Annotated in this window: 14 protein-coding genes; 10 read left to right on the top strand and 4 right to left on the bottom strand. The window is 64.0% G+C overall.

Translation table 11 applies throughout. The features are described from left to right. The first annotated feature begins 9 nt into the window (after positions 1-9). The 5 genes from DEVEQU_RS01375 (at position 10) to DEVEQU_RS01355 (ending at position 5,137) form a co-directional block, all read left to right on the top strand. On the top strand, positions 10-981 hold the full coding sequence (locus tag DEVEQU_RS01375) for a carbohydrate kinase family protein (RefSeq protein WP_126148762.1): 972 nt from the start codon (positions 10-12) through the stop codon (positions 979-981). Between the two features lie 135 nt (positions 982-1,116). Continuing rightward, complete coding sequence (locus tag DEVEQU_RS01370; protein ID WP_126148761.1) at positions 1,117-2,289, top strand: MFS transporter; 1,173 nt, start codon at positions 1,117-1,119, stop codon at positions 2,287-2,289. Further along, on the top strand, positions 2,286-3,476 hold the full coding sequence (locus DEVEQU_RS01365; protein WP_126148760.1) for an MFS transporter: 1,191 nt from the start codon (positions 2,286-2,288) through the stop codon (positions 3,474-3,476). Before DEVEQU_RS01370 ends, DEVEQU_RS01365 begins: the two co-directional genes overlap by 4 nt. Next, on the top strand, positions 3,469-3,933 hold the full coding sequence (locus DEVEQU_RS01360) for an MmcB family DNA repair protein (protein ID WP_126148759.1): 465 nt from the start codon (positions 3,469-3,471) through the stop codon (positions 3,931-3,933). Before DEVEQU_RS01365 ends, DEVEQU_RS01360 begins: the two co-directional genes overlap by 8 nt. Before the next feature lie 55 nt (positions 3,934-3,988). Next, positions 3,989-5,137, top strand: coding sequence for an MFS transporter (locus DEVEQU_RS01355; RefSeq protein WP_126148758.1), 1,149 nt, complete (start codon positions 3,989-3,991; stop codon positions 5,135-5,137). Between the two features lie 4 nt (positions 5,138-5,141). On the opposite strand, the gene DEVEQU_RS01350 is transcribed toward DEVEQU_RS01355, so the two are convergent. After that, complete coding sequence (locus tag DEVEQU_RS01350; protein ID WP_126148757.1) at positions 5,142-6,437, bottom strand: bifunctional folylpolyglutamate synthase/dihydrofolate synthase; 1,296 nt, start codon at positions 6,435-6,437, stop codon at positions 5,142-5,144. A gap of 163 nt (positions 6,438-6,600) precedes the next feature. Here DEVEQU_RS01350 and DEVEQU_RS01345 point away from each other — a divergent pair, with 163 nt between their 5' ends. Next, positions 6,601-7,665, top strand: coding sequence for a DUF2793 domain-containing protein (locus DEVEQU_RS01345; RefSeq protein WP_126148756.1), 1,065 nt, complete (start codon positions 6,601-6,603; stop codon positions 7,663-7,665). A 23-nt stretch (positions 7,666-7,688) separates the two neighbouring features. Here the strand turns inward: DEVEQU_RS01345 and DEVEQU_RS01340 are convergent, their stop codons facing one another. Next, positions 7,689-8,291, bottom strand: a complete 603-nt coding sequence (locus DEVEQU_RS01340; protein WP_126148755.1) for a TetR/AcrR family transcriptional regulator — start codon at positions 8,289-8,291, stop codon at positions 7,689-7,691. 77 nt (positions 8,292-8,368) lie between these two features. Here DEVEQU_RS01340 and DEVEQU_RS01335 point away from each other — a divergent pair, with 77 nt between their 5' ends. Both DEVEQU_RS01335 and DEVEQU_RS01330 read left to right on the top strand, forming a co-directional pair. Further along, on the top strand, positions 8,369-8,785 hold the full coding sequence (locus DEVEQU_RS01335) for a VOC family protein (protein WP_126148754.1): 417 nt from the start codon (positions 8,369-8,371) through the stop codon (positions 8,783-8,785). 110 nt (positions 8,786-8,895) lie between these two features. Beyond that, on the top strand, positions 8,896-10,023 hold the full coding sequence (locus tag DEVEQU_RS01330) for a Gfo/Idh/MocA family protein (protein ID WP_126148753.1): 1,128 nt from the start codon (positions 8,896-8,898) through the stop codon (positions 10,021-10,023). Positions 10,024-10,071: 48 nt separating this feature from the next. On the opposite strand, the gene DEVEQU_RS01325 is transcribed toward DEVEQU_RS01330, so the two are convergent. After that, on the bottom strand, positions 10,072-10,671 hold the full coding sequence (locus tag DEVEQU_RS01325) for a hypothetical protein (protein WP_126148752.1): 600 nt from the start codon (positions 10,669-10,671) through the stop codon (positions 10,072-10,074). 96 nt (positions 10,672-10,767) lie between these two features. On the opposite strand from DEVEQU_RS01325, the gene DEVEQU_RS01320 reads away from it, so the two are divergent. After that, positions 10,768-11,205 carry an RrF2 family transcriptional regulator gene (locus DEVEQU_RS01320; protein WP_126148751.1) on the top strand — a complete coding sequence of 146 codons (438 nt, stop codon included), beginning with the start codon at positions 10,768-10,770 and terminating at the stop codon, positions 11,203-11,205. A gap of 83 nt (positions 11,206-11,288) precedes the next feature. Continuing rightward, complete coding sequence (locus DEVEQU_RS01315) at positions 11,289-12,179, top strand: NAD(P)/FAD-dependent oxidoreductase (RefSeq protein WP_126148750.1); 891 nt, start codon at positions 11,289-11,291, stop codon at positions 12,177-12,179. Positions 12,180-12,298: 119 nt separating this feature from the next. Here the strand turns inward: DEVEQU_RS01315 and DEVEQU_RS01310 are convergent, their stop codons facing one another. After that, positions 12,299-13,336, bottom strand: coding sequence for an aldo/keto reductase (locus DEVEQU_RS01310; RefSeq protein WP_126148749.1), 1,038 nt, complete (start codon positions 13,334-13,336; stop codon positions 12,299-12,301). Positions 13,337-13,368 lie beyond the last annotated feature (32 nt).

Raw genomic sequence — 13,368 nt, 5'->3', positions numbered from 1 at the left:
GAGCGGCCAGTGCCCATTGCTGTGCTTCTGGGCGACATCAATGTCGACCTGCTGCTTGCGATCCCCGCCTATCCTCCAGAGGGCGGCGAGGCGATTGCCAACAGCCAGGTACAGCAATTGGGCGGTTCGGCCACCAATACGGCGATTGGGCTGGCCCGCATGGGCATGGCCGCCCGCATGATCGGCCGCGTCGGCAGCGATGCGGTCGGCGACACGGCGCTTGCCGACATGGCAGGCGCCGGGGTCGATACCAACTGGATCTCCCGCGATCCGGCCGAACCGACCCAGACCAATATCGTGGTGGTCAGCGCCAGCGGCGAACGCACCATGTTCGCCTATCGTGGCGCCAATGCGCGCCTCGCGCCCGGGCAGATCGAGCCGGACGTACTCGAGGGCGCCGGCATGGTGCACCTGTCGGGCTATTCGCTGCTGCAATCGCCGCAACGCGACGCCGCCTTCAAGCTCGCCAGCCTCGCATATGCGGCCGGCATTCCGGTCTCGCTCGATATTCCCGCCGGGGTTGCCGCCGAGATCGCCCAGCAGGTACGCCGGTTTGCGCCGATGCTCGACACCGTACTCTTGGGCGAAGCCGATATCGATCAGATGGGTTTTGCCACAGCAAACAATATCGTCGCTCTCGGCATACGTGCCGTGGTGGTGAAACGCGGCGCCGCAGGCTGCCTCCTCGTCACCGCGGCTGCAGCCACATCCATACCGGGCCTCGCCGTGACAGTGGTGGACACCACCGGCGCGGGCGACGCCATGGCGGCCGGAATTATCGCCGCACGGCTCGCTGGATTGGCCGAGGACGAAGCCTGCCAACTGGGCGCCACCTTGGGCGCACTGACGGTGGGCCGCGTCGGCGCGGGCCTCGCCATGCCCACTCTGCGCGAGGCCGAGGCCCTGTTGACCACATCCATGACAACAGGCCGCCTGATCGACGCGCTACGCGCCTGGATCGGCAAGCACACAGGCAGGTAAACCTTTTCGTTCACGCGCGCGTGTGACCGGAATGCAATCGTTGCAATAAACCGTTTCGATGGTCTTGGCGGGCCATTGCAGTGACGGCGGAATCCACTACGCTAAAGCGTACTGATTTTTCGAGCATTTCCCATCATGCGATTCGGCATTGACCTGCCGCCCCAGATCAAAGTCTTCGGGGCGTTTTTTGTATATTCGTTTTGCATGGGCAGCATGTTCCCGCGCCTTCCCGATATTCAGAGCGCCATGGGCGTCGCCGAGGGGCAATTGGGGCTTGCACTGATCGGTTCTGCCGTGGGCACGCTGATTTCGCTGACCTTTGCCGGGCGTCTCATCGAGGCCGTCGGTTATCGCCGCGTATTGCTTTGCGCCGTGCCGCTCCTGTCGCTGCTCTACGCCATTGCCATGTGGGCCAATGGCCCACTCATGCTGTTCCTGCTGCTCGTGCCTGTGGGTCTGACCATCGGGGCCATCGAGATCATCATCAATATCGAGGCGGACAGGGTCGAACACGCCATCGGCCGCCGCATCATGAGCCGCGCTCACGCCTTCTGGAGCCTGGGTTTCTTCGCGGCAGGCATGGTGGGGTCGTTCCTTGCCCAGACCGGCCTGTCGCCCCAGCTGCACCTGATGATCATGGTGCCGGTAATTCTGGTGATCACCTTGTTGCTGCTTGGCCGTTTCGAGGCCGCGCCGCCCCGTGGCGGCAGCAGCACCGAGGAAACGCCGCGTCTCGCCAAGCCGACCCTCGCCATCATGATGCTGGTTGGCGTCTGTCTTTCGGCCATGCTGATGGAAGGCGCGGGGATCGATTGGTCGGCGATCTATATGCGCAACATCTTTGCGGTCGAACCGTTCTGGGCCGGCTTTGCGGTGGCCGTGGTAGCGGGATCGCAGGCTTTTGCCCGTTTCTTCGCCGATGGTTTCGTCGAGCGGTATAGCCCGGTCACTGTCGCCAGGGTGCTGCTGACCATTTTGGGCATCGGCGTCGTGATCGTCTTTTTCGCGCCATCGGTGTGGGCCGCCTATCTCGGCTTTGCCATGATCGGCATCGGCTCAAGCGCGCTCTTCCCGCTCGCCATGTCGGCGGCAGCGCAGCAGACCGATCGCCCCGCTGCCATCAATGTCGCTGCCCTGGCGCAATTCTCCTTCACCGCTTTCCTGCTGGGACCGCCGCTGCTGGGCTTCATCGCCGAGCATTACGGCATCCAATGGACATTCGGTGTTGGCTTGCCACTGGTCATTCTCGGCCTTGCCACGGCCCAGGCATTGGCGCCGCGCCCCGTTACCAGGACCGTTACGCCATGATCGCTGCACAGCATCGCATCTATGCCTGCTTCTTCCTCTTCGCCGTAACCACCGGCGCGCTGATGGCGCGCCTGCCCGATATCCAGACCCATCTTGGCGTATCCGAGGGCCAGTTGGGTCTCACCATGATCGGCATGGCCATTGGCTCGCTGATCTCGCTGACCCTGGGCGCGCCGATCATCGAGAAGCTGGGCTTCCGCACCACCGCCTTCATCACCACGCTGGGACCGGCAGTGCTCTTTGCCACCATTCCCTGGCTGCCCAGTGCGCCGGCCATGTTCGGCGTGTTGTTCGTGGTCGGGCTGCTTTCGGGCGCACTCGAAATCAATCTCAATGTCGAGATCGACCGGCTCGAGACACAGACCGGCAAGCGCTTCATGAACCGCGCCCATGGCTTTTGGAGCGTCGGTTTCTTCATCACCGCCCTCTTCGGCGCCATGATCCGCCAATCGGGACTGACGCCGGCCCTGCATATGGGCATTGTTGCGGCGATCGTGGTGCTGGTAGGCGGCTACCTCATCTATGGGGCGACCGATGCCCCCCGCACCGCGCGCAGCCAGTCGGAGGCCGATGGTCACCGCTTCGCCTTCCCCAATCTGGGGCTGCTGCCGCTCTGCCTGATCGGCTTTGCCGCCTTCCTGGTCGAGGGTGCAGGTATCGACTGGTCGGCCATCTATATGCGCAATGTCTTTGCGGTGGAGCCATTCGTGGGCGGGATGGGGCTGACACTTTTCGCTTTCTTCATGGCCGCCATGCGCCTCTCTGCCGATCCCATCGTCGCCCGCTTTGGGCCGCGCAATGTGGCCATGGTGCTGCTCAGCCTTGCCAGTGTCGGCGCGCTCCTCGTGGGCACGGCGCCGACGCCCGAATTGGCATTGCTCGGCTTTTCGCTGATGGGCATTGGGTGTTCGGCGGTCTATCCGCTCGCCGTTTCGGCCGCGGCCCAGCGCACCGATCGCCCGGCGGCGGTCAATGTCGCGGCGCTGGGGCAGGTGAGCTTCGTGGTGTTCTTTCTCGCGCCGCCGCTCCTAGGCTTCGTGGCAGAATTCGTCAATATCCGCGCGTCCTATCTCATCTGCCTGCCGCTGCTGCTGGCCGGACTTTGGGCCGCCAGCTTCGCTCTCGGCACGCGCAACACCGCGACGCCGCATGGCCTGCCGCCCGAACCACTGGGACCCAATGGCTGACGCGCTGCCGCCCATTGTCGACCTCAGGCAGTCGGCAACTGCGCTGCGCGTGCAACGCGGGGTGATGCGGATGCTGCGTGAGCGGCATGACATGGCCTGCTATGCCGAAGTGCCGCTGGCCAATGGCCGGCGCGCCGACGTGCTGGCGGTCGGTCCCAGGGGAGAAATCTGGATCGTCGAGATCAAGTCGAGCCTCATCGACTTTCAGGTCGACCGCAAATGGCCGGAATATCGCGAATTCTCCGACAAGTTCTTCTTCGCCAAGCCGCCGGAACTCGAAGCCGGGATTTTCCCCGAAAGCGAAGGGCTGATCGTGGCCGATGGACATGACGGCGCCATCTTGCGCGATAGTCCCGACACGCCCTTGCCCGGGGCGCGGCGCAAGGCGCTGATGCTGAAACTGGCGCGCCTGGGAGCCGACCGCATTCACATCCTGATGGACCCAGGGCCTCGCTGAATTCTAGCCGCTCTTCCCTTGGCGGCGCCCGACCAATCGAGACTATCCAGAACCCATGCTCACCGCCCAGTGGCGCATCATTGCGCTGTTCTTCATCCACGCTCTGGCCGTCGGCGGTGTGCAGACCCGTATTCCCGACCTGCAGGTGCTCAACGGCCTCTCAGCGGCGCAGTTGGGCCTTGTCCTCATGGGACAACCGCTGGGCGGTTTGCCGATGTTCCTGTTTTCCAGCGCTATCATCGAGCGCATTGGCCCGCGCAAGGTCATCCTTCTCTTCCTGCCGGTGGTGATCGTTACTTCCGCGCTGGCCGGCATTCTCTTGCATCCGGTGGCACTGTTTGTGTTGCTGGCATTGAACGGGGTGGGGTTTTCGCTCACCAATATCGCGATCAATGTCGAGGCCGACAGGGTGGAGGCCGCAGGCGGCGGCCGGATCATGAACACCTGCCACGGCGTGTGGAGCATCGGCTTTCTCGTCACCGCACTCATCGGGGTCGGCATGCGCGGCATGGGCCTTTCCCCCGCCTGGCATCTTGGCCTCATGGCGCCGGTTCTGCTGATACTGCTGCTGATCGTGGTCGTGCCGATGCGAAGCGCGCCACCGCGGCTGTATAGTGGTGACGCCAAGGTCAGGCGGCTCTCATTGCCTACGCTGGCCACGCTGGGCCTCGTGGCCTTCGGCCTTGGTGCGGGGCTGACGGAAGGCGCGGCGCGGGCCTGGGCCATCATCTATCTGCGCGACAGCTTTGACGTCGCGCCCTGGCTGCAGTCGCTGGCACTGCCTGTTCTCGTCGCCGCCATGGCCGCCGGGCGGTTGCGGGCGGACAGCGTGCTCGATCGGTTCAGCCCGGTGCCGGTGGCACGCATCCTTTCGGCCATTGCCATTGCCGGCCTGCTGCTGGTCACCCTCGCACCCAATGCCTGGGCGGGCCTTGTCGGCTTCGCGCTGGTGGGCCTGGGCATCTGCGTCCTTTATCCGCTGATGCTGTCTTCCGCAGCGCGGCTGGGCGATCGGCCGGCTTCGCAGAACGTGGCCGCGACGACCCTGGTGTTCCAGCTGGTCAATCTGGGCGCTCCGGCGCTGATCGGCGCGCTGGTGCAGGGCTTTGGCGTGCGCTTTGCCTTTGCCGCGCTGATCCCGATCCTGGTGCTGACCTTCGTCATGTCGGGACAGTTGCGGAGCAAGACCAGGGGCCTTGCCTAAGCGGTCAGTCCGGCGGCGTCCCATTTTTTGCGAGGACATCTCCAGCCAGGTAGAGCGAACCACAGATCAGCACTCGGGCATCGGGCACCTGTGCGGCCTCCGACAAGGCGCTGGCGATCGACCGCTTGGGGTGCGCGGTAAATCCCGCCTCGGTCAACAGGCCGGCCATGGCGGCCGCCTTGTGGGCGTTTGCCTCACCTGGAATGGTCAGCGTCATGATTTCGGGCGCAAAGCTGCGGAACGGCTCGAGAAAGGCCACCGGATCGCGGTTATTGATCATGCCCATGATCATGATCAGCTTTTGCGGCCGCGCGTCCTGCAGGGCGGCGATGGACCGGGCGAGCGCCGCCGCACCATGGGCGTTGTGGCCGCCATCGAGCCAGAGTTCGTGATCGGCCGGCAGCAGCGCGCGCAATTTTCCGCTCCGCAGCGGCATCATACGCGCCGGCCAGGTCACCTGCCGGAGGCCAATGGCGATAGCAGCGGCATCGACGGGCAGACCAAAATGGCGGGTGGCAGCGATGGCCAGGGCGGCGTTGTCGAACTGGTGCGGGCCCAGGAGCGCAGGTGGCGGCAGGTCGAGCAGACCATCCTCGCCCTGGAAGACCATCCGCCCATCCTGGACCTGGCCATGGAAATCCTCACCCTGCCAGAGCGGCCTGATCCCGAGGCGATGGGCGGCCCGCTCCAGCACGGCACGCCCTTCGGGCTGCTGTAGGCCAATGACGGCCTTGGCGCCGCGCTTGAGAATGCCGGCTTTGCTGACAGCGATCTCGGCGATGCTATTGCCTAAAAATGCCTGGTGGTCGAGATCGACCGGGGTGATGATGGTGCCCAGGGGCTGGTCGACGACATTGGTGGTGTCATAGGTTCCGCCCATGCCGGTTTCGAGCAGCAGGAAGTCGGCCGGTGTCTCAGCAAAAAGCTTGAAGGCCGTGGCGGTCGTCACCTCGAAAAAGGTAATGGAGCGGCCGGCATTGAGATGCTCGACCTCTTCGAGAGCGGCATTGAGCTGGCGGGTGCCGACCAGAGTGCCGGCGAGGCGAATGCGCTCGTTGAAACGCACCAGATGCGGCGAATTATAGACATGGACGCGCTGTCCCGCCGCTTCGAGAAAGGCGCGGAGATAGGCGATGGTCGAGCCCTTGGCATTGGTGCCGGCGACATGGATCACCGGCGGCAGGCGCTGTTGCGGATTGCCCATGTCCTCGAGCAGGCGCAGAATACGTTCGAGGCTGAGATCGATCAGCTTGGGATGCAGACCGGACAGGCGCTTCAGAATGGCGTCAGTGCGGGACATGGGGAGCTCCGGGCAAGGCAGACAAGATTCTGCGCAGCCTGCCTAGCGCCGACTGGGCCGCTCCGGCAAGGGGCAGGACGACGCTGGCGCGCTTGACTTATCCCGCTTATCCCCGCCGCTGAAAGCGGGCGCAAACTGACGGGGCCATTTTTTGGAGCTTCGCATGATGCAAACTGATCGACTGAACATGCCTTTCATCGCTGCCGGACAGGCGCTCAAGCACATTACGCACAACGAGGCGCTGCAGATGCTCGACGTGCTGGTGCAGCCTGTTGTGGAGGCGGCAAATGTCGCGACCCCGCCGGCAACGCCCGATGCCGGTTCGGCCTGGATCGTACCGATTGGCGCAACCGGCGCCTGGGCTGGAGAAGAAAACACCATTGCCGTCTGGCAGGCAGGGACCTGGTGCTTCCTCATGCCAGAGGCGGGGTGGCAGGTCTTCGACCGCCAGGCAGGTAGTCTCAAGCTCTATTCCGGCAGCGCCTGGATCGCGGTGGCGGCAATCGGGGCGGGCCTGCCGCAACTGGGCGTCAACACCAGTGCCGATTCGGTCAACCGACTGGCCGTGGCCGCCGAAGCAGTGCTGCTCACCCATGACGGTGCCGGCCATCAGCTCAAGATCAACAAAGCCACCAGCGGGGATACGGCGAGCCTGCTGTTCCAGTCTAACTGGACCGGCCAGGCCGAAATGGGGCTGATGGGCGACAATGACTGGCGCATCAAGGTCAGCGCCGATGGCGTCTCCTGGGTGAACGCTGTCGCCGTCAACGCCACGACTGGCGCGGTGACGCTGGCCAGTGGGCTGCGCCCATCAAGCGACAACAGCGCCAGCCTTGGTGCGAGCGGAGCCCGCTGGTCGGCCATCTGGTCGGCGACCGGCACCATCGAAACCTCCGACCTGCGCCTCAAAACCGACATCGTCCCCAGCACGCTTGGGCTCGACTTCGTGCAAAAGCTCAATCCTGTCAGCTATCGCTGGCGCGAAGGGAGCCTCGAAAACGGCGAAGCGCAGCCCGGACGGCGCACCCATTACGGCTTCATCGCCCAGGATGTCGCCGAAACCATCTCCGCCCTGGATATCGGCGATTTCGCCGGCCATGTGCTCGCCGATCCCGACGATCCCTTGAGCAGCCAGGCGCTGCGCTACACCCAGTTCATCGCACCCCTGGTCAAGGCGGTGCAGGAACTGGCAGCGCGGATCGAGCACCTGGAACGCGCTGGCGACTAAAACCGACACACAATCCTCTCGTCTCAGCGGCGAGGGGACGTCTGGCCCAAACCGCGCAGCAGGGCGTCGATTGCATCCCGAAAGGCAGCCACCTCATCCGCCGACGCAAGAGCGGCGCGGTCGAAGACGGCGTTGAGCAAATGCGCCATGGGCCAGACGGGCACCGGTGCCATGGCACCCTGATCGATGGCGCATTGCACGCCATCGATCAGGGTGCGCAGGCCATATTCGGCATTGATGCCGTCCACCGCCTCGCGGCCCAAAACCGCAGGCGCATCGACCAGCATGATGCGCCTTCGGCCTTCATCCTGCATGGCCAGCATGAAGGCCTCGCCCCCCGCAACAAGCGCCTCGATCATGTCTGGTGGGGCCGCATCTCCGTCGCCGGCAGCGCCAATGGCATCGGCCACGGCGCGGTGCTCCTCTACCACCACGGCCGCAAAGAGAGCGAGCTTGTCGGGGAAGTGATGGTAGAGCGCGCCGCGCGTCACGCCCGCCGCCGCGGCGATCTCGGGGGTGCTGGTGCCGGCATAGCCTTTTTTGGCGAAGAGCGATCTTGCCGCATCGAGCAGAGCCGTGCGCGTCGCCTCTCGCCGCTCATCCTGTGTTCGCCGTTCGAGTTGCATACATGCAGCCTGTATGTTACTTATCTTAGATACATGCAGTCTGTATCTAAATGACAGTTCCGGCAAGGAGGCCGATCATGAAATTCAACAGCCTGTTTCCCCTGTTGCAGGTCGCCGATGTGGCACGCACGGCGCAGTTCTATCGCGATGCCTTCGGCTTTACCCCCGTGTTTGAAAGCGACTGGTATGTGCATCTCAAGGGAGATAGCGCCGGTCTGTTCGAACTTGCCGTCATCGACTACCGGCACGATTCCATTCCCGAGCATGGTCGTGTGCCGAGCGCCGGCGTCATCCTCAGCTTTTATGTCGACGACGCAGCCGCAGAAGCCAAACGGCTGGAACACGCTGGCGTTGCGATCGCCCAGCCGCTGCGCGACGAGGTGTTCGGCCAGCGGCATGTGATCGTGGCCGATCCCAATGGCGTGCTGATCGACGTCATCACCCCGATCGAGCCGGATGCCGACTGGCTAAAGGCACAAATCGGCCAGCCTTAGCAGGGCACCAGCCAGACAAGCTGTTCATCCGCGATTCCCTCCCAAAACCCCTTCCGCCTCCGCCATTGGGGCGCTAGTCTGAGGCACGTACATCTGGGAGGAAGACGCGCATGTCTGCCAAGCGCCTCGGTATCGGTTTCATCGGTACCGGCAATATTTCGTCGGCCTATCTGAAGGCCATTCTGGGCAAGGACGGCTTGCCAGGCTTTCCGGTGCTCGACATCAAGGCGCTGGCCGACATGCGGGCCGAAGCCGCCACGGCGCGCGCCGCCGAATTCGGTCTTAAATCCATGAGCGTCGAGGAGATGCTGGCCGACCCTGAGATCGATCTCGTGGTCAACCTCACCATTCCGCGCGCCCATGTCGAGGTCGGTCTCAAATGCCTCGCCGCCGGCAAGCATGTCTATTCGGAAAAGCCTTTGGGCATCACCTTTGCCGAGGGCAAGACGCTGCTCGAGGCTGCCAATGCGGCGGGGTTGCGCATCGGGTCGGCGCCGGACACCTTCCTTGGCGGCGCGCACCAGCAGGCCCGTGCCGTGTTGGATAGCGGCGCACTGGGCCAGCTCATTGGCGGCACCGCCTATATGCAGTGCCCAGGCCATGAAAGCTGGCATCCCGACCCGGCCTTCTACTATGACCTGGGCGGCGGTCCGATGCTGGATATGGGGCCCTATTACATCACCAACCTGGTCAATCTCCTCGGTCCGGTGGCGCGCGTCTCGGCCATGTCCTCGCGGCTGCGCCAGGAGCGGCCGGTGTTGTCCGAGCCCAAGAAGGGCCAGATCATGCCGGTCAAGATCGACACCCATGTCACCGGCTCGCTGGGCTTTGCCAATGGCGCCATCGTGCAGATCGCCATGAGCTTCGACGTGGCGGCCCACAAGCATGTGCCGCTCGAGATCTATGGCACCGAGCAGAGCCTGTTGGTCCCCGATCCCAACCTGTTCGGCGGTGAGCTCGAATTGCGCAAGCGTGGCCACAACGAACAATGGACGCCGGTCAAGGTCGAGCAGCCCTATGCCGAGGGCAATTACCGCTCGCTGGGCGTCGCCGACATGGCGCTGGGCATTCTCGAAAACCGCCCGCATCGCGCCAATGGCGACCTGGCGCTGCATGTGCTCGAGGTCATGGAAGCCTTTGAGACCGCAGCGCGCGACGGCCGCACAGTCGCGATCACTACCCCGGTCGAACGCCCGGCGCCGCTGTCGGACAACATCGTCGACGGCCGCATCGGCTAAGACGCGTCAGGAAGGCGGCCTCTTGCAGGGGCCGCCTTTCCTCTTTCCTCAGTAGAACGATAGTCCCCGCGCCGTCTCGGCGTCGAAATGCAGCGTCACCTTGGCATCGGCGCCGTCCTGATAGACGCCATCGGTATATTGGCGCTGCAGCAGCGATACGGTGTCGGCGGCGGGGTCGGCGCCCTCGAACAGGTAGTCGAAGCAATTATTGGCATCGCGCGTCATATAGGCGCCGACCTCATCCTTGAGCGCTGCCAGCTCCCGCCCGCCCAAAGGCATGCCGTCGCTGCGCCTCGTGGCGCGCAGCGTCGGCAGCCAGTCGCCGCCGGTCTCGCAGATGAAACGGCCGTCGCGAAATTCGCCGCGGTCGACAAACTGCACGTCATGGACATCGTCCCAGGCATGCTCCAGCTCGAACACGGCCCCCTTGGCATCGACCTTGATGTAGATATCGGACCACATGCAATTGCTGCCGTCCTGATTGTAGCACCATCGCTCGGCCCCGCTCATCAGCGTGCCGACATCGGCGATCGGAATGGCCTTGCCGGTCTTCATGTGGTCGATCACCGCCTCTATATCGGCATCGAAGGCGAGGGCCGGCGCCAGCCCCAAGAGTCCGAAGCCCAAAACCATGGCAAAGCGACGCATGCTTATCCTCCCAGACCTGCCGACCAGCTTAGCCGCTCCAGGTGACCTGCGGAATGCGGCTTGACTGAGGCCTCTATATGTAACAATAATAGTTACATGAAAAAATCGAGCCGACTATCCCTGGCCTTGCACGCGCTGGTGCATCTCCATGCCCAGCCCGACAAGGTGCTGACCTCGCAGGCGCTGGCCAGCTGCCTCATGACCAATGCCGTGGTGGTGCGGCGGGCGCTGGGCGAATTGCGCGAGGCGGGCCTGGTCGTGGCTAGCAAGGGACCCAATGGCGGCTGGGCGCTGGCCCGGCCGGCAGAGGAGATCACCCTCCACCAGGTCTATGCAGCCATGGATGAGCGCCTCTTGCTGCGCACCGAAAGCGATCCCGGCGACAAAGCATGCGCCATCGTGCGGTCGGTAGACCGGGTGATGAGCGAATTTCTCGATGACGCCGAGGCTTTGCTGGCCGCAAGGCTGACGCGCATCCGCCTCGCCGACATCGCCAAGGACGCCATGGGCGCGGGGTTTCCGCGCCTGGGCTGAACCATTCTCCACTGCGAAACGAACACGCCGGATTTGCCCCTGGGCGCCGGGCGCCTTCGCTCGCCCTCAAAAGGACCAAAACCATGCAGGACGTCATCATCATTGGCGGCAGCTTTGCCGGCCTCACCGCCGCCATGCAGCTGGGCCGCGCCCGCCGTCGGGTCAGTGTGCTCGACACCGGGCTTAACCGCAATCGCTATGCCGAGGCGGCGCATAACATCCTTGGCGCCGATGGCACGCCGCCCGGTGAACTGCTTGCAAGGGCCCGCGCGCAGGTGGCCGCCTATCCCACCGTCGCACTGATTTCCGCGCGGGCCGTGAGCGTTTCCGGCGCGCCGGACCGCTTCATCGTCACCAGCGCGACGGGCGAGCAGCTCGAAGGGCGCCGGCTGATCCTCAGCTATGGTATTGTCGACGAAATGCCGGCTATTCCGGGCTTTGCCGAATGCTGGGGGCGAACCGTCATTCACTGCCCCTTCTGCCATGGCTATGAGGTCGCCGGCCAAAGCTGGGGTCTGCTCTATTCCGGCCCCTTTTCGCTGCACATGCCGGCGCTCTACCGGAACTGGACCGATGACCTCACGCTGATCCTCGATGGCCATGCCATCCCCGATGACGAGCGGCAGAAACTGAAAGCGCGCGGCGTCCGCATCGAGAATGCCCGGCTGGTGTCGATCGACCACGAGAACGGCATGCTGCGCCGCGTCACGCTGGATGACGGCAAGAGCCTGGCTATGGGCGCGCTTTATGCCCATCCCCGCAGCCACCCCGCGGCCGATCTGCACAGCCAGCTGGGCCTCGACATGAAGCAAACGCCCACCGGCACGATGATCGCGGTCAACGAGATGCAGGCGACCTCGCGCCCCGGCATTTTCGCGGCAGGCGATCTGGCCACCGCCATGCATTCGGTGACCTTTGCCAATTCCATGGGCTCGCTGGCGGCCATGGGCGCGCTGCAATCGATGATGGTGTGACCCCCGATCCTGGCACGGTCTGGCTCGCGTCGCCATGCCGCCCTCGGGCTCGACCCGAGGGCCTTTAGGCAGCTACGATGCGGCAATGGCGCAGGTCGAGTTGGCCCTGTGGCGAAACCCTAACGGGATGCGGGTTGTGGGCGCGGTTGCTGATCCAGTTGCCCGCCCTTGGTCGCTTCATTGATGGCGGCGATCTCGTCGGCAGAGAGATCGAGACTGTTGAGGACGCCGAGATTGTCCTTGAGCTGGTCGAGATTGCGCACCCCGATCAGCGCCGAGGTCATTTCCTTGCGGCGCAGCACCCAGGACAGCGCCAGCTGCACCATAGATTGCCCGCGCGCCCTGGCGATTTCGCCGACCTTGTTCACAGCATCGAGCACGCGCGGCTCGATCTGGCTGGCGCGCAGCGAGCCGTTGGGGTTTTCCCCACGCGTGCCGGCAAGATTGCCCGAATTGTACTTGCCCGAAAGCACCCCCTGCGCCAGCGGCGAAAACGCAATCACCCCGATCCCCAGCTCGCCGCAGGCATCAATGGTCTTGTCGTTCTCGATCCAGCGATTGATCATCGAATAGGACGGCTGGTGAATGGTGGTGGCCACACCCATCTGCTTGAGAATGCGGTGGGCCTCGCGCGTTTCCTTTTCCGGATAGGAGGAAATGCCGACATAGAGCGCCTTGCCCGATTTCACCGCATGGGCCAAAGCGCCCATGGTTTCCTCAAGCGGCGTATCGGGATCGAAGCGGTGGGAATAGAAGATATCGACATAGTCGAGCCCCATCCGCTTGAGGCTCTGGTCGAGGCTGGCGAGGAGGGATTTGCGGCTCCCCCATTCGCCATAGGGGCCGGGCCACATATTGTAGCCGGCTTTGGTGGAGATGATCATTTCATCACGATAGGGCCGGAAGTCACGCGCCAGGACCGTGCCAAACAGCTCCTCGGCCGAGCCGGCCGGGGGACCGTAATTGTTGGCGAGGTCGAAATGGGTAATGCCCTGATCGAAGGCATAGCCGAGAATTTCCATGGCAGAGGGATAGTCGCGCGTGCCCCCGAAATTCTGCCACAATCCCAGGCTGATCACCGGCAGCTTGAGCCCTGAATGACCGGAACGGCGATATTGCATGGTGTCATAGCGTGCCGTGTCGGCCCGGTAGGTCATGGAGAAGCTCCCGATGTCTTGGTTCCGACCGC

The organism is Devosia equisanguinis (genome assembly GCF_900631955.1).
GTDB classification, from domain to species: Bacteria; Pseudomonadota; Alphaproteobacteria; order Rhizobiales; family Devosiaceae; genus Devosia; species Devosia equisanguinis.
Note: the sequence above shows the minus strand (reverse complement) of the source record. Positions and strands in the feature narration are given on the sequence as shown.

Bases quoted from the DNA above. Each gene is read 5' to 3' on its own strand.
- DEVEQU_RS01370 (WP_126148761.1), top strand. From the start codon at position 1,117: ATGCGATTCGGCATTGACCTGCCGCCCCAGATCAAAGTCTTCGGGGCG.
- DEVEQU_RS01365 (WP_126148760.1), top strand. From the start codon at position 2,286: ATGATCGCTGCACAGCATCGCATCTATGCCTGCTTCTTCCTCTTCGCC.
- DEVEQU_RS01360 (WP_126148759.1), top strand. From the start codon at position 3,469: ATGGCTGACGCGCTGCCGCCCATTGTCGACCTCAGGCAGTCGGCAACT.
- DEVEQU_RS01355 (WP_126148758.1), top strand. From the start codon at position 3,989: ATGCTCACCGCCCAGTGGCGCATCATTGCGCTGTTCTTCATCCACGCT.
- DEVEQU_RS01350 (WP_126148757.1), bottom strand. From the start codon at position 6,437: ATGTCCCGCACTGACGCCATTCTGAAGCGCCTGTCCGGTCTGCATCCC.
- DEVEQU_RS01345 (WP_126148756.1), top strand. From the start codon at position 6,601: ATGATGCAAACTGATCGACTGAACATGCCTTTCATCGCTGCCGGACAG.
- DEVEQU_RS01340 (WP_126148755.1), bottom strand. From the start codon at position 8,291: ATGCAACTCGAACGGCGAACACAGGATGAGCGGCGAGAGGCGACGCGC.
- DEVEQU_RS01335 (WP_126148754.1), top strand. From the start codon at position 8,369: ATGAAATTCAACAGCCTGTTTCCCCTGTTGCAGGTCGCCGATGTGGCA.
- DEVEQU_RS01330 (WP_126148753.1), top strand. From the start codon at position 8,896: ATGTCTGCCAAGCGCCTCGGTATCGGTTTCATCGGTACCGGCAATATT.
- DEVEQU_RS01325 (WP_126148752.1), bottom strand. From the start codon at position 10,671: ATGCGTCGCTTTGCCATGGTTTTGGGCTTCGGACTCTTGGGGCTGGCG.
- DEVEQU_RS01320 (WP_126148751.1), top strand. From the start codon at position 10,768: ATGAAAAAATCGAGCCGACTATCCCTGGCCTTGCACGCGCTGGTGCAT.
- DEVEQU_RS01315 (WP_126148750.1), top strand. From the start codon at position 11,289: ATGCAGGACGTCATCATCATTGGCGGCAGCTTTGCCGGCCTCACCGCC.
- DEVEQU_RS01310 (WP_126148749.1), bottom strand. From the start codon at position 13,336: ATGACCTACCGGGCCGACACGGCACGCTATGACACCATGCAATATCGC.